General features: G+C 65.3%; 24 protein-coding genes. 16 read left to right on the top strand and 8 right to left on the bottom strand.

Going from position 1 to position 19,666, the window contains the following annotated elements; translation table 11 throughout:
• Positions 1-76: 76 nt before the first annotated feature.
• Positions 77-745: a class F sortase gene (locus M1E01_RS04790; protein ID WP_457973968.1), complete on the top strand. Its 669-nt coding sequence runs from the start codon at positions 77-79 to the stop codon at positions 743-745.
• A gap of 101 nt (positions 746-846) precedes the next feature.
• Here the strand turns inward: M1E01_RS04790 and M1E01_RS04785 are convergent, their stop codons facing one another.
• Positions 847-1,695 carry a phosphatidylinositol-specific phospholipase C/glycerophosphodiester phosphodiesterase family protein gene (locus tag M1E01_RS04785; RefSeq protein WP_457974864.1) on the bottom strand — a complete coding sequence of 283 codons (849 nt, stop codon included), beginning with the start codon at positions 1,693-1,695 and terminating at the stop codon, positions 847-849.
• Positions 1,696-2,000: 305 nt separating this feature from the next.
• On the opposite strand from M1E01_RS04785, the gene M1E01_RS04780 reads away from it, so the two are divergent.
• Positions 2,001-3,554, top strand: coding sequence for a TrkH family potassium uptake protein (locus tag M1E01_RS04780; protein ID WP_457973967.1), 1,554 nt, complete (start codon positions 2,001-2,003; stop codon positions 3,552-3,554).
• The gene (locus tag M1E01_RS04775) at positions 3,547-4,239 is read left to right on the top strand and encodes a potassium channel family protein (RefSeq protein WP_457973966.1); all 693 of its coding nucleotides are present in this window, start codon (positions 3,547-3,549) and stop codon (positions 4,237-4,239) included. Before M1E01_RS04780 ends, M1E01_RS04775 begins: the two co-directional genes overlap by 8 nt.
• A 3-nt stretch (positions 4,240-4,242) precedes the next feature.
• Here the strand turns inward: M1E01_RS04775 and M1E01_RS04770 are convergent, their stop codons facing one another.
• Entirely contained in the window at positions 4,243-4,596 is a 354-nt protein-coding gene (locus M1E01_RS04770) for a hypothetical protein (RefSeq protein ID WP_457973964.1), read from the bottom strand.
• Positions 4,597-4,691: 95 nt separating this feature from the next.
• Here M1E01_RS04770 and M1E01_RS04765 point away from each other — a divergent pair, with 95 nt between their 5' ends.
• From M1E01_RS04765 to M1E01_RS04745, 5 genes are all read left to right on the top strand, one after another.
• Entirely contained in the window at positions 4,692-4,961 is a 270-nt protein-coding gene (locus tag M1E01_RS04765) for a hypothetical protein (RefSeq protein ID WP_457973962.1), read from the top strand.
• A 91-nt stretch (positions 4,962-5,052) separates the two neighbouring features.
• Positions 5,053-5,229 (top strand): CsbD family protein, encoded by a 177-nt coding sequence (locus M1E01_RS04760; protein ID WP_457974863.1) that lies wholly within the window; start codon positions 5,053-5,055, stop codon positions 5,227-5,229.
• Between the two features lie 203 nt (positions 5,230-5,432).
• Positions 5,433-6,212 carry a hypothetical protein gene (locus M1E01_RS04755; RefSeq protein ID WP_457973961.1) on the top strand — a complete coding sequence of 260 codons (780 nt, stop codon included), beginning with the start codon at positions 5,433-5,435 and terminating at the stop codon, positions 6,210-6,212.
• A gap of 148 nt (positions 6,213-6,360) precedes the next feature.
• Positions 6,361-6,999, top strand: coding sequence for a hypothetical protein (locus tag M1E01_RS04750; RefSeq protein ID WP_457973960.1), 639 nt, complete (start codon positions 6,361-6,363; stop codon positions 6,997-6,999).
• 4 nt (positions 7,000-7,003) lie between these two features.
• The gene (locus tag M1E01_RS04745; protein WP_457973959.1) at positions 7,004-7,783 is read left to right on the top strand and encodes a class F sortase; all 780 of its coding nucleotides are present in this window, start codon (positions 7,004-7,006) and stop codon (positions 7,781-7,783) included.
• 42 nt (positions 7,784-7,825) lie between these two features.
• Here the strand turns inward: M1E01_RS04745 and M1E01_RS04740 are convergent, their stop codons facing one another.
• The 4 genes from M1E01_RS04740 to M1E01_RS04725 form a co-directional block, all read right to left on the bottom strand.
• Positions 7,826-8,218, bottom strand: coding sequence for a hypothetical protein (locus tag M1E01_RS04740; protein ID WP_457973958.1), 393 nt, complete (start codon positions 8,216-8,218; stop codon positions 7,826-7,828).
• A 226-nt stretch (positions 8,219-8,444) separates the two neighbouring features.
• Positions 8,445-8,720: a hypothetical protein gene (locus M1E01_RS04735; RefSeq protein ID WP_457973957.1), complete on the bottom strand. Its 276-nt coding sequence runs from the start codon at positions 8,718-8,720 to the stop codon at positions 8,445-8,447.
• A 45-nt stretch (positions 8,721-8,765) separates the two neighbouring features.
• Positions 8,766-9,512 carry a GAF and ANTAR domain-containing protein gene (locus tag M1E01_RS04730; protein WP_457973955.1) on the bottom strand — a complete coding sequence of 249 codons (747 nt, stop codon included), beginning with the start codon at positions 9,510-9,512 and terminating at the stop codon, positions 8,766-8,768.
• 141 nt (positions 9,513-9,653) lie between these two features.
• A complete protein-coding gene (locus tag M1E01_RS04725; RefSeq protein ID WP_457973954.1) occupies positions 9,654-9,827 on the bottom strand; it encodes a hypothetical protein in 174 nt (57 codons plus the stop codon).
• A 162-nt stretch (positions 9,828-9,989) separates the two neighbouring features.
• Here M1E01_RS04725 and M1E01_RS04720 point away from each other — a divergent pair, with 162 nt between their 5' ends.
• Positions 9,990-11,255 (top strand): glutamate--cysteine ligase, encoded by a 1,266-nt coding sequence (locus tag M1E01_RS04720; protein ID WP_457973952.1) that lies wholly within the window; start codon positions 9,990-9,992, stop codon positions 11,253-11,255.
• A gap of 46 nt (positions 11,256-11,301) precedes the next feature.
• The gene (locus M1E01_RS04715; protein WP_457973951.1) at positions 11,302-12,693 is read left to right on the top strand and encodes a M20/M25/M40 family metallo-hydrolase; all 1,392 of its coding nucleotides are present in this window, start codon (positions 11,302-11,304) and stop codon (positions 12,691-12,693) included.
• 19 nt (positions 12,694-12,712) lie between these two features.
• Here M1E01_RS04715 and M1E01_RS04710 read toward each other — a convergent pair whose 3' ends face one another.
• Entirely contained in the window at positions 12,713-14,935 is a 2,223-nt protein-coding gene (locus tag M1E01_RS04710; protein WP_457973950.1) for a S8 family serine peptidase, read from the bottom strand.
• A 310-nt stretch (positions 14,936-15,245) separates the two neighbouring features.
• Between M1E01_RS04710 and M1E01_RS04705 the strand changes: the two genes are divergently transcribed.
• Together M1E01_RS04705 and M1E01_RS04700 are read left to right on the top strand one after the other, a co-directional pair.
• Complete coding sequence (locus M1E01_RS04705) at positions 15,246-15,845, top strand: signal peptidase I (protein ID WP_457973949.1); 600 nt, start codon at positions 15,246-15,248, stop codon at positions 15,843-15,845.
• Between the two features lie 32 nt (positions 15,846-15,877).
• On the top strand, positions 15,878-16,543 hold the full coding sequence (locus tag M1E01_RS04700) for a TasA family protein (RefSeq protein WP_457973948.1): 666 nt from the start codon (positions 15,878-15,880) through the stop codon (positions 16,541-16,543).
• Here the strand turns inward: M1E01_RS04700 and M1E01_RS04695 are convergent.
• Positions 16,540-16,716 carry a hypothetical protein gene (locus tag M1E01_RS04695; protein WP_457973947.1) on the bottom strand — a complete coding sequence of 59 codons (177 nt, stop codon included), beginning with the start codon at positions 16,714-16,716 and terminating at the stop codon, positions 16,540-16,542. The two genes, M1E01_RS04700 and M1E01_RS04695, sit on opposite strands and share 4 nt — an antisense overlap.
• A 31-nt stretch (positions 16,717-16,747) precedes the next feature.
• On the opposite strand from M1E01_RS04695, the gene M1E01_RS04690 reads away from it, so the two are divergent.
• The 4 genes from M1E01_RS04690 to M1E01_RS04675 all read left to right on the top strand — a co-directional run bounded on the left by M1E01_RS04690 (position 16,748) and on the right by M1E01_RS04675 (position 19,650).
• Entirely contained in the window at positions 16,748-17,098 is a 351-nt protein-coding gene (locus M1E01_RS04690; protein WP_457973946.1) for a hypothetical protein, read from the top strand.
• A gap of 60 nt (positions 17,099-17,158) precedes the next feature.
• Positions 17,159-17,521 (top strand): hypothetical protein, encoded by a 363-nt coding sequence (locus M1E01_RS04685; RefSeq protein ID WP_457973945.1) that lies wholly within the window; start codon positions 17,159-17,161, stop codon positions 17,519-17,521.
• Positions 17,522-17,639: 118 nt separating this feature from the next.
• Positions 17,640-18,506, top strand: a complete 867-nt coding sequence (locus M1E01_RS04680; protein WP_457973944.1) for a universal stress protein — start codon at positions 17,640-17,642, stop codon at positions 18,504-18,506.
• A gap of 79 nt (positions 18,507-18,585) precedes the next feature.
• Positions 18,586-19,650, top strand: coding sequence for a spore photoproduct lyase family protein (locus tag M1E01_RS04675; protein ID WP_457973943.1), 1,065 nt, complete (start codon positions 18,586-18,588; stop codon positions 19,648-19,650).
• Positions 19,651-19,666: the final 16 nt, after the last annotated feature.

Below are 19,666 nucleotides of genomic sequence, written 5' to 3'. Positions count from 1 at the left end.
TGCTAGTACACCCGCCGCGGGAGCACGGACAGGAAACCGGACAATGGCCTCGAGACCAGAACCAGGCGTAGAAGCAGTGTCTGGCGCCCCCGCCCGCCGGCGCGGCGGCAAGCGCTGGCTTGCCGTGCCTGCCCTCGCCGCGGCCGGGCTGGCGGCCCTGCTCGCGGTGCCGCCAAATGTCGGCGGCAGCTCCGCCGTCGTACCTTCTGCTGCCCCTTCAGCGGCGAGCGCGGCAGCCGCCCCCAGTCCATCTACCCGCCCAGCGTCCCCTGCCGAGAAGGCCCCGACGAAGGCCGAGGTGCCGGCGGCTGCGGCACCGATCAGGTTGTCGATCAAGGCTGCGGACATCGACATGAAGGTCCTCCCGCTGACGCCCAGCGAGGATGAGCTCGCGGCCCAGTCTCTCGTACCGCCGCTCACGCTGGACGCCTACTGGCTCACAGCGTACGGCGTTCCGGGTGCGGGCTCGTCGAACACGACGTACATTGCCGGGCACAGCTGGGACGGCAAAGAGGCGCCTTTCAATAGGCTCAGCGACCGCTCCCTCGTCGGCGCGCCCGTCACCGTTACGACCGCCACGGGAACGCTGCGCTACGTCGTGGACTCGGTCACGACGCACGACAAAAACTCCCTCAAGGACAGCGAGATCTGGAACGTCGTGCCCAACCGGGTGGTCCTGATCAGCTGCTACACGGAGGACCCGTGGGGCAAGAACGTCGTGGTCACGGCCTCCCCCGCCCCGTAACGACGCTCTCTCACCTTTCGCCGCCAAACCCCAAAACGCTCTCTCACCTTTCGCCGCCAAACCCCCAACGCTCTCTCACCTTTCGGCTCCCGGCCAGCGCACTACTGTCCGCGAACGGAGAGGAATGCGTCCAGCGCGGCGAGGTCGTCCGTGTTAATGTGGTCCACTCCGGCGTTGTGCAGCTCGGTCCAAACGGCTTCCCGCGCGGGGCCCGGCTGGTCCGGCGTGGCCCAGAAGCGCACGCGGTAGCCCTTGGAGTGAGCCGTCTCCACATAGGTACGGAGCTTCGCGCGCTCGATTTCCGGCATCGGGCCAATTCCCTGCCAGGTGAAGAGCTTGGTCCAGTTGTCGCTGACCAGCGGCATCAGCGCTGCAGGTGCGCCCGACGCCAGGTCAGCGGAGCGTCCGTCGTAGAACCCGAAGCGCTTGTCGGCAGCCTGCATCGTCCCCAGCGGGCGGTTCCCGCTGATGACGGCGGTTACCGGCCCTTCCGTGACCTTGCCGTTCGCGTACCGAGTCAGAAGCTGAGGGTGTTCGGCCAGCTCCTCCTCAATGGCTTTATACGTCGCTTCACCCTCGCTCTTGATGTCGATCATCAGCTGCACGCTGCCGTCCCAGCCCGGGAAGACGCTGTGCCCTTTCTGCCGCACGAGTTCGTCCAGTGGATCCAGGTACAGGCTCTCGAGCGTGACGCCGGCGCGGGTGTCCACCAGGTCATGGGCGACGCGCAGCTCGCCATCGACCAGCCAGACGTCCGCCTCCACGCTCGTGAAACCGTGCTTCAGCGCGTCGAGCAACGGACGGTCATGCTCGTAGTCATTGTGTGCGTGAGCTGCGGCATGCGGTTGCCCGAGGGCGGCGTCGGGTGCCTGCCCAGCAGATGAGGGCGCAGCGGTTCCGATCACTGCCGTGAGGCCTACCAGTGCGGTGACGGTGCTTTTGAGCAGCACGGGGTTCTCCTTAAGTGCGGTTCGGACAGCCGTCACGCTCCCTGTTTGAGACCGTACGACGGCGTGCCCCACCACATTGCCGACCGGCAGGTAACGCCTGGCTACTGGAGACTGACGCCAGCGTGAACGGGACATGTCGTCAAGCCGTCAGCCCTCTTCCCTCCCACGGGTGGGAGGGCGTTTCAGAAAAACAGGCAAAAGGTGGGAGAGCGTTCCAGAAAAACCCGTCAGAAGTGAGAGAGCATCCGGAAAAAGCAGGCGAAAAGTGAGAGAGGGTTGGATTTGGCGGTGGTAGCGTGACGCCTATGCAGGACGTTCCCGGCCGCGAACCCCGACCCGCCCCCCGCGGCAGGGACGGCGCACCACGAGGCCGGGGCCGCGGCAGGGAGAGTGCCCCGCTGGTCAAGGCCACCCGCTACAGGGGCCGCACGGGACGCGGCAAGAGTGCCCGCGACAAGGGAGCCGCACTCCGGGGCAAAACGGGTCTGCTCAGGCTGCGCGGCTCCAAGGCATTCCCCCGGCTGCTGAACGTCTTCGCGCCGCAGCATCCCGCCCAGCTGATCGTCCTTGGTTTCGCCGCAGCGGTTGCGCTGGGCACCGGGCTCCTGATGCTGCCCATCTCCCGGAACGGACCCCAGGGTGCACCCTTCGTGGACGCACTGTTCACCTCCACGTCGGCGGTCTGCGTGACCGGGCTGAGCACGGTTGACACCCCGGTCTACTGGAGCGCATTCGGCAAGGCCGTCATCCTGGTCCTGATCCAGGTGGGCGGGTTCGGCGTGATGTCTTTCGGCACGCTGCTAGGGGTCCTGCTGGCCCGCCGGCTGGGCCTCCGCTCGAGGCTCGCGGCGGCCGCGGAAGCACAGGCGACCGGCCTGGGCGCGGTCCGTCAGGTCATGCTGGGCGTGCTTGCCATCACCCTCGTGGTGGAGGTGATCCTCGCCGGGCTGCTGGCGGCCCGGTACGTCGCCGCCTACGGATACTCCCCCGGGCGGGCCCTCTGGCACGGCGTCTTCCACTCGGTATCGGCGTTCAACAACGCAGGCTTCGCCCTGCACACGGACAATCTGATCGACTTCGCGGGCGACCCTTGGGTCTGCTTGCCGATCGCCGCCGCAGCGATCATCGGCGGCCTCGGTTTTCCGGTGCTGTTCGAACTGCACCGGCAGTACCGTAAACCCATCCACTGGAGCATGAACACGAAGCTGGTCCTGGTGGGAACGGTTGTACTCCTCGTCGGCGGCGCCGGCTTCCTGACCGCCGTCGAATGGTCCAACCCGGCCACGCTGGGAGGGCTCAGACCAGGCGAACGCGTCCTGGCTGGCTTCTTCCAGTCGGTTACTACCCGCACCGCAGGCTTCAACAGCATCGACATCGGCCAGATGCACCCGGTCTCGTGGCTTGGAATGGACATCCTGATGTTCATCGGCGGCGGTCCGGCAGGCACCGCGGGCGGCCTGAAAATCACCACGTTCGGAGTGCTGTTCTTCATCCTTGTCACTGAGCTGCGGGGCGGAACCGGCGTGAACGTCTTCAGCAAGCAGCTGCCACGCGCCGTGCACCGGCAGGCCATCACCGTGGTTCTGCTGTCCATCGCCCTGGTGGTCGGCTCCACCGTCTTCCTGATGCTCATCACCGACTTCGGCCAGGAACGGATCCTGTTTGAAGTTGTGTCCGCCTTCTCGACGACGGGACTCTCCACCGGGATCACCGCCGCCTTGCCGCCGGCCGGGCAGCTGGTCCTGGTTGTGCTGATGTTCGTCGGGCGTCTCGGTCCGGCCACGCTGGGTGCGGCGCTGGCATTGCGGGAACGCCCGGTTCTGTATGAATACCCGAAGGAAAGGCCCCTCATTGGCTAAGAACATCTTCTCCCGCAGCGGCGACCTTCCGGCGCTGGCCGATTCCGTCGTCGTTATCGGTTTGGGCCGCTTCGGAGGCGCCCTGGCCCTGGAACTTGAGGCGCAGGGCACGGAGGTCCTCGGCATCGACGCGGATGAAGAGACGGTGCAGTCCTACAACGGGCGCCTGACCCATGTGGTGCGGGCGGACTCTACCAAGGAGGAGGTGCTGCGCCAGCTCTCGGTGCACGAGTTCGACCGGGCCGTGGTGGGCATCGGCACCGACATCGAGGCGAGCATCCTTACCACCTCCCGCCTCCTCACGTTCCGCAAGCCGCAGATCTGGGCCAAGGCCATCAGCGATCCGCATGCCGAGATTTTGGAGCAGCTCGGCGTTGACCATGTAATCCGCCCGGAGCACGACATGGGCAAGCGCGTGGCCCACTTGGTCCGGGGGTCCCTGCTGGACTACGTGGAGTTCGAGGATGACTTCGTGATGATCCGCACCAGCCCGCCGGCCGAAGCGCAGGACCGGCCGCTCGGCGTGCTGGGCCTGCGGGACAAGTACGGCATCACGATCGTGGCGGTCAAGCGCCCCGGTGGCACGTGGGGCCACACCACGGCCCAGACCGTTCTCTACGAGGAGGACCAGATCATCGTGCAGGGCAGCAAGACCCAGGCCGAGCGGTTCAGCAACTTGGCCTGACGCTCACTTCGCCGGCAGGAACGCCGCGCTCCGCGCGCTGGCGCCCGTTTTCGGCACCACCGGGGCGACGGCGGGACCAGCAGCGGGGGCGACGGCGGGCTTCCGGGGAGGCGGACCGGGTTTCCCGACGGCGGGCCTCGGCGTCCGGGGCGTGAGCCGCCGGACGCTGAGCTGCTCGAGGTCCAGGAGCCGCCGGGCGCCGGTGCGGGAATCGATGATCCAGAACAGGTCGATTCCATCCAATGTGCTGACCACCTTTCCCCGGTGTGCGAGCCGCCCCCGGTGCCAGGCCTCGATCTCCTCCCCCAGTGCAAGCTCTGCCAATGACCGCACCTGAAGATCCTCATCCTCACCCATCCGTGGGCTCCTTTCACGCAACTGCTTCAACAGGGCCAGCCTGCACCATGAAGTTTTCCCGGGCGTTTCGAAAATGAGCCTGCCGGGTGTCGTTTATGTTTCCTTCGGGACCGAAAACCGCACGCGTTATCGCAGGTCAGCGAGCGATCGACGTATGGTGTGATGGCAGACACCCGCGCGACTGCCAGGCGGCAAACCAAGTCAGCAAGAATGTTTCCTCGGGCGTGCAGCAGACCGCGCAGATGCTCAAGGACACGACCGGGTTCGACGTGATCGAAATGCTCAAGGGCTTCGGCAGTTCAACCCCCGCCGCAAACACCCCGGGCACCGGCGATGGCGCGGTCAACCGCAAAAAACCGAGTTGACGCCAGGAGCGTTGCTGGCCGCTCCCCGATAAAATGAGAGTGGCCGCCGCGGCAGCAGCGCCGCTCCGGCTTTCTCGTACAGGAGGTCATGATGGGTTTGGGTGACAAGATCCACAACGCCGCCGAAAAACTCCACGGCAGAAGCAAGGAAGCGGCAGGCCGCGCTACCGGAGACGAACGGCTCCGGTCCGAAGGTAAGGGCCGCCACATCCGGGCCGACCTCAAGCAGGCCGGCGAAAAAATCAAGGATGCCTTCAGGAGGCATTAACCTTCGGTAGGCACTGAAGGTCCCGTTTTAGAGTTGGAGGCCCTGTCCTGTGAAAGCGGACAGGGTCTCTGCCGGTTTCGGCCCAACAGCACTAAAAGTGCACCGAATCACATCTCCACCCATCCACCCGGGCAGCAGCTCCGAATTGCAGGTGTCCCTCTCAGGGGAGAACCACCAAACTTGCACAAGGAGAATGCTTTCCGATGAACAAGACACTGCGCTTCCTGGCCGTTCCCACCCTTGCCCTGGGCGCCCTCGCCCTCTCCGGCGTACCCGCTGTGGCCCACGAGGGAGACCATTCCTATCAGGCCCAGCTAGGCCAACTCAACGGCAGCTCCGCTTCCGGCACCGTGGCCGTGCATGTGACCGGCAACCAGGCCCACGTCGCCCTGAATGTCTCCGGCCTGGCCGAAACCTTCAACAACGCGCCGTACCCGCACGTCCAGCACATCCACGTTGGCGCCAAGGGCCAGTGCCCGGCACCCGGAGCCGACGCCAACGGCGACGGCGTTATCTCCACCACCGAAGGCGCACCCTCCTACGGCAAGATCGGCACCACCCTCTCCACCAGCGGCGACACCAGCCCCGCGGCCGGCCTCGACCTGAAGCTCGCCGGACAGGGCGGCGCCTACACCATCGACCGCACCTTCGAACTCAACGCCGAGACCAAGCAGGCACTGCATGACGGGACCGCCGTCGTCGTCGTTCACGGCCTTGACCCCGCCACCCTGAGCGCTGCAGGCCAGGCCGCCAAGAGCGATCTCGTCCCGTCCCTGCCGCTGGCCGCCACGTCGCCGGCACTGTGCGGCACGCTGGTCGCGGGCCAGATGGCCATGCCTGAGGGCGGCGCTGACACCGGTGTTGCCCAGGCTTCGGAGACGAACGACCCCGGTGCCCTCGCCTTAGGCGGCGGCCTGGTTCTCGCCGCAGCAGCAGGCGGCACCTATGTCATCCGCCGCCGGAAAGCAGCTCAGGCGGCCTAGTCAGGATCCGGCAGCCCTCCACTCAAGCGCGAACGGGCACTTAAGGCCCCGATTCTAAGGGCCTCAAGTGTCCGTTCGCGCTTGGCCTGGGCCGCCGGGCTGCAGGAATTGCACAACGTGAAAGACGGGAACTGGGATGGATAAGGCTATGAGAAACCGCAACGTGCTGGGGTCGCTGGCGGTGGCGTCGCTGCTGCTGTCCGGCTGCGCTGCGGCTGTCGGGGCACCGGGAACAGCACCGGCGGACAGCCAAAACAGGGGCAGCCAAACCACGGGCAGTCAGCCAGCAACCCCGGCGCCGGTATCCTCCTCCCCCGCGGCAACAGAAGCAGCGAGCGCCGGCTCGACCCGCGGCCCGTCCGAAGCGTCCAAGATGATCTGCAACGACGACACCACGGGCGATATCTCCCAGATCCTGGCGCTCACCTCGGCACCCCGCACCGAGAGCACCTGGGCAGACAGCACCTACACCTGCACCTACCGCCTCGCCGGCGGCCCGCTGGTCATCACCGTCAAGGAATCACCGGACGCGGCATCGGCCCGGAAGCACTTCGCCGCCCTCCACCGGAAACTCCGCGGCGCCGAACCCATCAAGGGACTCGCAAACCTGGGGTTCCCTGCCTACCAGACGGCCGACGGCTCCGTCGTTTTCCTGAAAGACAACAGCACCCTCCACGTCGACGGCACCCGCCTGCCGGCTGCACTTGGCCCCAACGGCGTTACACCTGCCGAGTTTTCCTACCAGGTAGCCACGACCATCCTCGCCTGCTGGACGAAGCACCACTAGGACCATGACAACCTCATCGAACCGCCCCCGCCCGCCTGCCGTACCAGGAGTTGCCGTACCAAAAGTTGCTGTGCCGGGAGCTGCCGGGCAGAGTATTACCGGGCCGCGACGCGCACTGCCGGCCGTTTCCCTGATGATGCTGGCAGCCCTGGCCCTGACGGGTTGCGGAGCAGCAGCAGCAACAGGTGACGCCCCGCCGTCGTCCGTTCCGTCTGCCGCTGCTACAGACAAGGCGCCAGGCCAGGCGTCAGGCGAGGTAGAAAACACGACGGCGGCACCCAAGCCAGCGGGCCCGTCACCCACGCCGTCCCAGAAGAAGCCGGCAGCTGCGCCTGCAACCGTCGAGATTCCGGATATCGGCGTCCGGTCGCCACTGATCAAGCTGGGGCTGCGGCCGAACCGGTCTCTGGAGGTGCCGCCGGACGGCCCGGGAGCGCCGGCCGGCTGGTACAGCGGCTCGCCGTCGCCGGGGGCCATAGGGCCTGCCGTTCTGTTGGGCCACGTGAACGCGACCGGCGGCGGACCGGGAGTCTTCGCGGACCTCCGTGCATTAAAGAACGGCGCCGACATCAGGGTGACCCGCGAGGACGGCAGCACGGCCTCATTTGCTGTGTACCGGGCCGCCGCCTACAGCAAGAACAGCTTTCCCACAGTGGAGGTGTACGGCAACACCAAGGCTTCGGAGCTGCGCCTCATCACGTGCGACGGGTACGACCCCGCGACGGGAGGATTTGACGACAACTACGTGGTGTACGCAAAACTGATGGACCCGGCTACGAGGTAGGACAGTTTTCGCGCGGCCGCTGCCTATTTAGTGGACGGCGCGTTAGTGGACGGCGCGGGAGCTCTGTGCGGGCCTGAAATAGTCGGTCAGGAATCCCGCCAAGACACTGGTCAGGATCAGTATGGCGGCCGGCAAAAGCGTGATCGGGCCCACGAAGTCGCGAATGTCGATTCCAAAGAGGATCATCAGGAGGACGGCGAGGAGAATATACGCAATCGCCAACGCCGCCCCGACGCTTGTGATGGTCCTTCCCAGTGTCCGCCGCTTCTTCTTTGGGAACTGCTTCGCGTACTCATCGGCTGTGCCGAATTCCGCTGCCGCTGAGGTCCCTGCTGCTGCCTGATGAGCCCGCACTTCGCCCAGCACTTCTGCAATCTCGGACTCCGACAGCCCTCGGATCCTCAGATTAAAGGTTAGGTTTCGCTCGTAGTTCATGCTTATTCCTGTCGGATTGTGCGGATTTCGGTGAGGGCCTGGCTCATCCGCTGCCAGGCTGCTGCCGCCCGGGCCAACTCGTCTCTGCCGCGTTCGGTGAGTGTGTAACTAGATAGGTTAGCAACCTGCCCAGTGTTGAACTGCGTTGAACGGAATCGGTTGCCGTCTTGCGGACGCTCGGTAAGAGCTGTTGTGACGCTGGTCAGAAACGGCACAGCCGGAGGTGTCAGCCTGCCCCCTGGCCCGGCTCCAGCGCCAGTGGTGTGTGGCTGTAGGGGGCGCGCGGCATCCAGGGCGACTCCATCACGATTTCGTTCATGGCCCGCGCGAGAAGATCGCGTTCCTCCGGCGGCAGGCTTCCTTCCTCTGCCGCGTACGCGTTGACTTCGCTTTCATCGGCATTGCCGCCGATGCCCAGGTAATAAATCCAGAGCTGGGCCAGATTCATCCCGAGCTCCCGGATTATCGAAGCCGTCAGGATCTGCTGGTCGGCTTCCCTCATCACTGACCACCCGCCACTGCCGATTGTTCCAGCTCGAAGTTGTTGCTAGGCGTCGAAATGGGTGTTCACCGTGGTGTCTGAACAGACGGAGGCCACGACGGTGGCGGCAACGTCGCGAAGCTTGACGTTGCGGGCACTGGAAGCGTTCTTCAGGATTGACATGGCTGTCGCCTGGCTGCATCGGTTTTCGGCCATGATGATCCCCGCGGCCAAGTCGATGGTGGTGCGGGACTTCATGGCGGCTGATAGGTCATTTTTTGCGTCCGCCAGCTGGGCGATCCGAAGCGCCAGGCGCAGTGAGGTGTTGGCCTGTATGGCGAATTGCTCAGCACGGTCTATGTCAAGTCCAGAGAAGCCGTGGGCCCGCGTAGAGTAGAGATTCAGCCCTACTCCCGCGCTCCCATCATTCAGGCAGGGAACGGCGAGAATCGAGTTGACTCCTTCACTCGAAGCGGCCCTGGCGTACTGCGGCCAACGGTTGTCCTCCCGCAGTTCGGGAACATGAACGGTCACCGACTCATGGATGGCGGTGAGGCACGGACCATCGTTATAGCCGTATTGGATTTCGTCCAAAGCCCTGGCATGGGCGTCGCTGCTGGCTATGGTGGCGGCCCTCTTTTGGCGGATCAAGGTTACTCCGCAAAAAATCTCCTGCCCCGGCGAGGCCAGTTCCGAGGCGGCGACCACCGCAAGTTCGTGGAGAAAGTCTTCAACATCCACACTGTCAAGAACCAGATCCTGGAGATGTTCCTTGGTTCGGCTCTTGGTGTCCGGGGTCACTTCATCGGCCATGGCGGGCCTCATTCCTGATAGCTCCCTCATCCGCCCTGCTTACGACGGGAGCGGTGGGGGTCCGCTCAGTAACGAACGGTCCCCCAAGCCTACATCCGCACCGCTCCCGCGTCTGCTTGTTTTTTCTTGCCCTGCGGCTGCTCACGCGCCGGGATGGTCGTTGGCGACCACCCTGACGTTTTTCATGGACGGATCGGCCGGGTCGGGCAGAACCATGCCTGCATCGGCGCTGCTGCGAAGGTACTCGATGACGGCGCCATTGATCCTCTCCCGGGGAAGAATGGCAGGAATGCCCGGCTTCGTTCTGATCCACAACTTCCTCTCCTTAGCCCGAAAAGCTAAAAGCAAGTATGCTTACTATTTGCAGACGATTTTTCGCTTCTTGGAACCCTCGGACGGGTCGCTGACGCCGGGTGCTACTCCGCGTCACCCACAGGTGTCCCTCGGCCGAGAGGGCAGACATGCGAGGAGGGTGCAATGGAATACCGGCAGCCGAGTCAGCCGCGTTTGTTCGGCGTTGAGGAAGAGTTGCTGCTCGTTGACGGCGGGACGTTCCTGCCGGTGCCGGCGGCCCAGCGCGCGCTGGACCTGAAGCCGCCTCCGGCTCCGACCTCCACGCTGGAACTGGAAGTCCAGCTCGAGCAGATCGAAGTCGTGAACAGTCCCTGCTCCAGCATCATGGAGGTGCTGGAGGTCATCAGGCGGGGACGGTCCCTCGCAGACGCCGCAGCGCAGAATGTGGGGGCGCGGGCCGTGGCCATGGCGACATGCGCGACGGCGGCATCGCCCCACCTGGTGCAAACCACCCGTTACCTCGCAATGCAGTCAGGTTTTGGGCGCACACTGCGCGAACAGCTCACCTGCGGCTACCACGTACATGTGGAGGTGGGCTCCGCTGAGGAAGGCGTCGGCGTCCTGGACCGGATCAGGACGTGGCTTCCCGTTCTGCTGGCCCTGAGCGCAAACTCGCCTTTTTGGAGCGGGACGGACAGCGACTATGCCAGCTACCGCAACCAGCTGTGGAACAGGTGGCCCACTTCCGGACCCTGTGAAGTTTTCGGCTCAGCGCAGGCGTACAGGCAAGAAGTGTCCGCTCTTCTGGGGACAGGCGTTCCCCTGGATGAGGGCATGGTCTACTTCGATGCACGCCTGTCCCGCAACCACCCGACAGTCGAGGTCCGGGTGGCTGATGTCTGCCTCGTACCCGAACACGCTGCGGCCCTGGCCGTTCTGGTGCGCGGCCTGGTGGAGACAGCGGCCAGGGAGTGGAACAGCGGACGCGCTGCGCAGGTGCTGTCCGCGAGCCAGTTGCGGCTGGCCAACTGGAAAGCCAGCAAGTGCGGGGTGGAGCACGACCTGGTGGGTCCCCTCAGCAACAGACCCGAACCGGCCCACGACGTCGTGCAGCAGCTCCTCGACCACGTTGCCCCGGTGTTGGCGGAAAACGGGGAGACGTCCTCGGTGAGCACAGCAGTGGAGGCGATCCTCGCCAACGGGACCGGAGCATCCATGCAGCGCGGGGCGGCGGCCAGCTACCGGGAGGCCGCCGGGCGCAGGCAGGCTGCAGGTCGGCGGGAGACGGGCCGGCCGGGAAGACCCCTAGCGGGAGAGCTCGCCGCCGTCGTCGCAGATGCGGTGGACAGGACGCACTCGATTCCCGGAACACGGCCGCTGCCCGGCGGGCCTCCGGCCGGCATGCAACAGGCGGCTCCGGCACGCAACCGGCCGCTCCGGGCCGGCTGATACCCGAAGCGGCACGATAGGCGCCATGCCATCTTCAGGAAGGCTCTTGCCGGAAACCGTGACAAAGCTGGCAGCCGCCGTAGACGCCGGGATGTCAGGGGCCATCAATGTCCTTTCCGTGCTGGTCTCCGTGCCCGGAATTGCCTGGCCGGGCTTTGACCAAAGCGCGCTGGAGGACAGCGCAGTCAACGTCCGCAAGCTGCTCAACGAAACCGGTTTTGCTGACGCGGAGATTGTCCGCGCCACGGATGCTGCAGGCGTAGCGGGAGCACCGGCGGTCATCGCCGCCAGACCGGCAGCCCCGGTCATGCCCACAGTACTGCTCTACGCCCATCATGACGTCCAGCCGCCCGGTCCTGCCGGGGAGTGGCAGAGCGATCCCTTCGTTGCGGTCGTCCGGGACGGCCGCCTGTGGGGACGCGGCGCGGCCGATGACAAGGCCGGCATCCTCATGCACCTGGCGGCAGTCCGGGCCCTGGATACAGTTCTGGGTCCCGGCCATGGCTTGGGCCTCACCGTCTTCGTCGAAGGAGAGGAGGAATCCGGTTCCCCCACGCTGCCTGCCCTCCTTGACGAGCATGGCCCGAGGTTCCAGGCAGACGCGGCCGTCGTAGCCGACTCGGGCAGCTGGAAAATCGGAACCCCCGCCCTCACCACCAGCCTCAGGGGGCTCGTTGACGGAACTATTGAAGTGCGGACCCTGGGCCATGCGCTGCATTCGGGGACCTACGGCGGCCCTGCCCTGGATGCACTCACAGTCCTGGCCCGCCTGATGGCCACCTTCCACGATCACGACGGGTCCGTCGCTGTGGATGGCTTAGTGACAGCGTCCTTCAAAGGACCCGACTTTAGCGAGGACGCATTCCGCCGTGACGCCGGGGTTCCGGCGGGCGTCCGGCTGGCAGGGACCGGGAGGATTACCTCGAGGATGTGGAACAAGCCCGCGTTGTCCTTCATCGGGCTTGGTGCCCCGCCCATCGCCACGGCTTCGAACACCCTGATCCCTGCGGCAGCCGTCAAGTTCAGTCTCCGGATTCCACCGGGTAACGACCCCGAGCAGGCAATGGAAGCCGTCCGCCGGCATACGCTGAAGCACACCCCGTTCGGCGCCGAGGTGATATTCACCCCGGGCACAAAGAGCACACCGTTCGCGGTGGCTCCGGACGACCGCATGGCAGAGACCGCGTTGTGGTCCCTCAGCGAGGCGTGGGGAGCTGAGGCGGTGACCATGGGCGTTGGCGGGTCAGTCCCGTTCGTGGCCGAACTGACCCGGCGCCACCCCCGCTGCTCGGTCCTGCTGACGGGAGCCGAAGATCCCGACTCCCGCGCGCACGGAGCCAACGAGTCCGTGCACCTGGGAGAACTGAGAAATGCCATCCTGGCCGAAGCCCTGTTTCTCGCCGCCCTCTGCCAGCATCCCGCCGTCGGGCTGCCTTAGCAGCCCGACGGCGGTTGCCTTAGTTCCAGCCCCCGCCCATGCGCACTCGGGGCAGCCACCCGCTGCGGCCGTTGCCCGGGTACAACCACAAGGTGCCGGACGTGTCCACGGCGAGGGCATCATTGCGGCCGTCGCTGTTGAAGTCGCCTCGGCCGGCCATGGCGGACATGATGTTCCAGCCCGCACCCATGTACACCCTGGGCAGCCAGCTAGAACGCCCGTTTCCGGGGTAGAGCCACAGGTTGCCGCTGGTGTCGCGCGCCATCAGGTCGGCGCGGCGGTCGCCGTTCATGTCCCCGGAGCCGACGAGTGCGGTCATCACGTTCCAGCCGCCACCCACGCGCGCTCGGGGCAGCCAATTACCGCGCCCGTTGCCCGGGTACAGCCACAGCGTTCCGCTGGTGTCGCGGGCCAGCAAGTCAGATCGGCCGTCACTGTTCATGTCGCCGGGACCCACCAGGGCGCTCATGATGTTCCAGCCGCCGCCCACGCGCACCCTGGGCAGCCAGTTGCCGCGCCCATTGCCGGGGTACAGCCACAGCGTTCCGCCGGTGTCGCGGGCCAGGATGTCAGAGCGGCCGTCGCCGTTCATGTCGCCGGAACCGACGACGGCGGTCATCACGTTCCAGCCGCCGCCCACCCGGGCGCGGGGCAGCCACCCGCCGCGGCCGCTGCCGGGGTACAGCCACAGGTTCCCGCCGGAGTCACGCGCCAGGACGTCTGCCCTCCGGTCAGAGTTCAGGTCTCCGGCGGCAACGATCATGGTGATGTGCACTCGATCGGGCAGCACCGACGCTGCGGCGTCCACCAAGCCGGCGCCGCAGCCGAGCGGGCATCCGCCGGGAATGGGCCGGGCGGTGGCTTTCAGCCGTTCCTCCACTGCCTCCGGTGTTGCTGCAGCGCCCATTTTGGCCATAAGGAGGGCTGCTACACCAGCCACATGGGGTGCAGCGACAGACGTGCCCTGTGACACCTGGTATGTGTCCGTTGTTTCGGATTTCTGTCCTTCGTTTGACGTCGAGAAAATGCCGTCATAGCCGCTGAAACTCATGTCTCCCCCCGGGGCGGTAACGTCAACGGCAGTCCCGAAATTTGAGTAAGGTGCCAGAGCGCCAGTGCGGTCGCTGGCCGCGACGCTGATGACATTCTGACAGTTGGCGGGTTCAGACTCCGAAGCCGGAATGCTCTCGTTACCAGCAGCGACAACAACGACGGCGCCCTTCTGGCGGGCGGTGTTAATAGCGGTTTGAAAGGTTCGGGAGCATGGGCCGAAACCGCCCAGACTCAGGTTAACGACGCCGGCGGGATTGGGATTTATGGGTAGGCCGTCAATCTGTTCCCCAACTGCCCAGAGTACGCCTTCGGCAATATCCAGGAGGTCCCCCATGCCGCACGCGCCAAGCGCGCGCACAGGAAGGATCTTGGCTTCGGGTGCCACGCCCGCAACGCCTTCCCCATTGTCGGTGAAGGCAGCGATAACCCCTGCCACATGGGTGCCGTGCCATGACGACGGCGAGCCCGACCCGCAGAGCTCTGGATCCCCCCAGTCCCCCTTATCGGTTGGATCCGGATCGCGGCCGTCTCCGTCACGGGCATCGGACGGGTCCCGGAGCATGTCATAGCCCGGCAGCACGTTCGTTTCGACGCCTGGTCCCGGATCTGGGTTGACGTCGGGATGGTTTATGACCCCGGTGTCCACGACGGCCACCACTTCCCCGGCACCGGTGGTTACACCCCAGGCGCCCGGCACGCGCAGGCCGGCCGGCTCCTGGAACAGATTCCACTGGTAGGGCACACCGGGGTCATTCGGCAGATTGGCCTTCGCCTGCAGGACGCCGTTCGGCTCGGCATACTCCACTGCCGGGTCTGACCTCAAAGACGCCAGGAATGCCCCGGCATCCCCGGCAGCCAGCTTTTTACTCGTACGCAGGAGGCGGGCGCCACCGGCCGTAGCCCGCAAGTCCTTGACTTGGGTGCCGATTTTGGCTGCGGCGGACGTGAACGTCTTGGCCCGGCCGGGCGAGGCAGTCGGGTTCTTGAACTTGACGATGAACTGGTCCGTCGGCACGGCGGTGCGGGCGGGGCCCTTAGCGGCCGGAGACGGCTTGGGCGTCGGAAAGGGTGCGGGCACATCTTGGGTCGCTGATGCAGGCGGTGCGATCAGCACCGTGGCGGCCACCAGAACGGTGATGCCTGTCAGTGCCAGCGATGAGTGGAACAGGGTATTGCGCGGGTGAGGCATTGAGACCATCCTGTACGGCTGACGTCCACCACGCTGGGCCAGGACGCGATTTTTAGGGCGCGACCCCCCGCCGCGTCTGAGGACGAGTCTATCGGCCGTGTGTGACATGCGTCGCCAGCGTCCCCTGACCGGACGAGGTGCCTTTCCTCAGAGGGGACTCGCAGATGTGACAGCGACAATTTTCCTTGAGCGGATCTTGAGCAAGTGCTGATTGAGGATTGATCCGAAGCAAGGGGTTTCCTGAGCCTCAAACGGCATCGTTGTTGCCGTCAGAACAACAACGGTCTCAAGGGAAAAAGGGAGAGTCGGCATGGGCGCGGCAACCAGCACAGGCAACGCCTCAGCCTCAATCTCTGCCTCAGTGGCAGCAGGAGCACGCTTTGCCATCGTTCGCCGCATTCTGGGTCTGGTCGCCAGCACCGTCGTCGCCATTGTCTTCCTGGCGACGTGCGTCGTGGCTCCGCTGCTGCATATCGGTTACTCCCCGGTACTCACCGGCAGCATGCGCCCGGCCTTCGCTCCGGGAGACCTGCTGATCACCGCGCCTAAAGACGTGGGTGACCTGCAGCCTGGCCAGGTTGCAGTTTTTACCCCGCCAGGCGAAAGCACCCCCTACGCCCACCGCATCACTGCTATCGCTGGTACCCGGGAACACCCGGTGCTCACTACGAAGGGTGATGCTAACCCCGCTGCCGACAAGTGGCGGGCAAGGCTGGATCAGGCACAGGTGCCCGTAGTCGTGGCCAGCGTCCCGCAGGTTGGCGGCGCGCTTCTCTGGGCACAAAACCCCGTCCACCGCGCCATCTTCACCGCCCTGTTCGGCCTGTCACTGACAGCCACCAGCGTCATCTGGATCCTCCGCGCACCACCGGTAGTTTCCGGGCAAACCAGCCCCGCCGTCACTGTATAACCCCTCCAACACATCGAAGTAAGGAATACACAATGTCCGGTCTCGCTACAGCTTCCGCCTCCCGCCGCCCCAGCCCCCGCCTGATTGCAGCCTTCGCCGTCGGCGCTGCCGGCCTGGCCATCACCGGCGGCGGCGTTTACGCCGCCCTGAACGCCACCGCGACCAACACCACGGCACAGAGTGCCAGCAGCGGCATCCTCAGCCTCACCATGACGCCCAACGGCACAGGCTTCAGCCAGGGCATCTCCAATCTCGCCCCCGGCGACGTGGTGAACCGCTACGTCAACCTGACGCAGGGCGCCGACCTCGCCGGTGAGGACCTCACCCTGGCTGTCAACGACGCAACCCCGACGCTGCTCACCACTGATGCCACGAAGGGACTTCGAGTCACAGTCACGCAGTGCATCGGCGGGGACTGGACCGTTGCGGCCGGCGGAGCATGCACGGGCCTGGGTGCAACCACTGCTGTTCTTGCCAATGGCGTGCCGCTAAGCACCATTTCCACCACTCCGGCAGCACTTGCGGGCTCCGTTGCCGCAGGCTCCACGGTGAAACTGCAGCTTGCGCTGTCCCTGCCGGAACAAACTGAAACCACGGTCAACGGCACACGCCCTGCCGGTACTATCCAGGGCCTCTCCGCGGCGCTGACCTGGACCTTCAGCGAAACCCAGCGCGCCGCCACCACCACCGGAAGCTAACCGTCAGTGGACGTGCACTCAATAAGCAGCAGAGCGGGGGCCGCCGCCGTGGCCACCGCTCTGCTGCTGTGCACGTCATTGCCGGCATCCGACGCGGCCAGCAGCGCCCAAGCCGCATCAGAGACCACGGCCGTCACCAGCGGCAGCTGGGGAGCTGTTGCAACAACCCGCACGACGGCGCCCTATGGCACCGGCCCCTTGGCAATGACTTTCACTCTCCTCGGAACAGGTACGAAGTACTTCAACGTCGTCAACACAGGGACCCTCCCCCTCAGCGGTGGGACATTCACAGCAACCACAACCGCAAGCTCCGCGGCCATCGAGGCGTGCAGCACTACCTGGAGCGAGTCAAACGGCACGTGCCCCTCCGGCGTCATCACCACTGTCACCAGCACCGGAGCCGGCGCCAAGCCGTTTTCGGCCCCGCTCCCTGCTACGGGCTCCTCGATCCGCCTTCGGGCCCGGATCACCAGCCTGCAGGTTGATTCGATAGTGACGGTCAGCGTCCAGGTAACCCGGGCACAAGCTCGCGCCGCAACCATCTCGGGCGGCTGACCAGCCGCCGGAGTCGACGTCGGCAATCCAACCAAAAGGACAACCGGAATGAGGACAGGAATGGCAGCAGAAGGCAACGAAGCCGTCTTCTCCATTGTGCGGCTGCTTCGACTCGCTCAAGACCTTGAAAGCGACGCCGTAGCAATGAGCTACGCGGCAGCGTTCCTCGACATGCTCCCTGCCCGCATCGAACTCCTTCTTTCAAGCGTCCGCCAGGGTGACTACGTTGCGGCGATGGATACAGTCCTGAGCCTGAAGGTCCGGTCCTGCATGGTCGGTGGGCTTGTCGTGGAACAGAGCTGCCGCGCTCTGGAAAAGTGCCTGTCCGACGGCGACCCCTCCTCCGCCGTCATCGCCGCCCAGCGGGTCGCGAGGGACGGTCACGCGCTTCGACTGGCACTGGAGGAGTTTCTTCGGCAGTAGCGGTGTCTGCGATATCAAGATTGGCCAGGCAGTGCAGGTGGAAGGACCGGATGAGCGATAGATTGGGCAAGGTCAGGGCCAATCAGCCAACCGTCAGGTGCTCGGCCAGGAGGAAGCGATGCAGGAAGCAAAATCCATAGTTGTCGGTTATGACGGTTCAGCAGAGGGAGAGGAGGCCATCCGCTGGGCGGCGGAACAGGCGTCCCTTCGTGGCTTTCCGCTTCAGGTTGTGCACTGCTCCCTGTGGCCGCTGCTGACCAAGAACCTCGGTCCGGTGCCGGGCGTCGCCGACAGCGGACTGGAGCATGCCGGCCAGGCCACGCTCGACGAAGGTGTTGCCCACGCAAAGGCTGCAGCGCCCGGGGTGGAAGTCCGGTCCACCCTCGTCTATGGGTGGCCGGCCGTATATCTTCCCAAGCTTTCCGCAGGCCAGGAGATGCTGGTGGTCGGCAGCCGGGGCATCGGCGGATTCATGGGGCTGGTCGTAGGGTCTGTCAGCCTGGAGATGGCCGCCACCGCAGCCTGTCCCGTCGCGGTGATCCGGTCAGATGTTCACCGTGAGGGGCCGGTCGTCGTCGCGATCGACGCTTCCGGGTCCGCAACAGCACTCGAAGACGCATGCACCCTGGCCAGAGTGGGCAAAGCGGACCTGACGGTCGTTCACGTCCAGCATGCGCCGGCGGGTTTCAGGATGCCTCACGACCACGCCACTGCCCACCCGTCCTCAGAAACGCTGCTGGAGTCGGCTCTCAGCAAGGCCCGAGATCTGGCTCCCGAAAGCAAGGTTGAGGGGCAACTGCTCACCGATACCTCCATCCCCAAAGCCATCCTCAAGGCGGCGCAGAATGCCCGCATCACCGTCGTCGGAACCAAAGGCCAGGGACTCATCAGGGGCACTTTCGGCTCCACTGCCCACGCTGTCCTCCACCATGCCAAGGGCCCGGTTCTCATTTCCCGGCGCAACCCGGCCGGGCACGCGGGATAGCGCAGGCTCGCGCAGAACCTGCGGAGATGCTGTGGGCTTAACCGGCCGCGATGTCTTCGGCTCCTTGGGAAGATGGAGTATGGAATTCAACCGGTTGCTGCAGATCCGGCGCATCTACGCGCAGCCTGCTGCACTTGAGCTTCCCCGGGGCAAGGAGATCGTCGGACGCTGGCCGGACGCCGACGTCGTGCTTGTCGACAACCACTGGAACATTCCGGAGGTGCACGGTGATGAAACGAACGTGCCGCGCTGGTCCCGGATCAAGACGGAGGCCCTCGTCCTCGGCGTCAAAAAGGCGCTGACCGTCAAGCCGAACGGCCGGTCCGCGGACTTCATTGCGCCCTCAACCGCGAACGGCTGCGCCATGGCCTGCGCCTACTGCTACGTGCCCCGGCACAAGGGGTACAGCAACCCGGTCACCGTGTTCGCGAACATCGACCAGATTGCCGGAACCCTCGAGCGGCACGCCACGCGCCAGGGCATGAAGCTGGAGCCCAACCAGTGCGACCCCGAACTCTGGGTCTACGACATCGGTGAAAACAGCGACTGCTCTGTCGACGCGCTGATCAGCGACAACGTGGAAGATCTCGTCATGCTCTTCCGCGGCTTGCCCACTGCCAAGCTGTCCTTCGCCACCAAGTACGTGAATCCGGCGATGCTCGGCTGGGACCACGGCGGTCACACCCGGATCCGCTTTTCACTCATGCCCGCGGATCTGGCGAAGTCGATTGACGTGCGGACCTCGCCGGTGGCTGAACGCATGGCTGCAATCAATGACTTCGTCGCTGCCGGGTACGAGGTGCACGTGAACTTCTCTCCCGTCATCATTACGGACACCTGGCTCAGCGATTGGGCGGAGCTGCTGCGCCAACTCGATGACACCCTGACAGCCGCCGCAAAGGCACAGCTCGCGGCGGAAGTCATCTTCCTGACCCACAACGAACGGCTCCACGAGGTCAACCTGGGGTGGCATCCGCAAGCCGAGAACGTCCTGTGGCGCCCGGACCTCCAGGAATCCAAGGTCTCGTCCAACGGCTTCACCAACGTCCGCTACCGTTCAGGAACCAAGGCGGGCTATGTGCGGCAGCTGACCGCACTGATCAAGGAGATCGCGCCTTACTGCCGCATCCGCTACGCGTTCTAGGTTCACATTCTGAGAT

It is taken from the genome of Arthrobacter sp. D1-17, from assembly GCF_054130535.1.
Note: the sequence above shows the minus strand (reverse complement) of the source record. Positions and strands in the feature narration are given on the sequence as shown.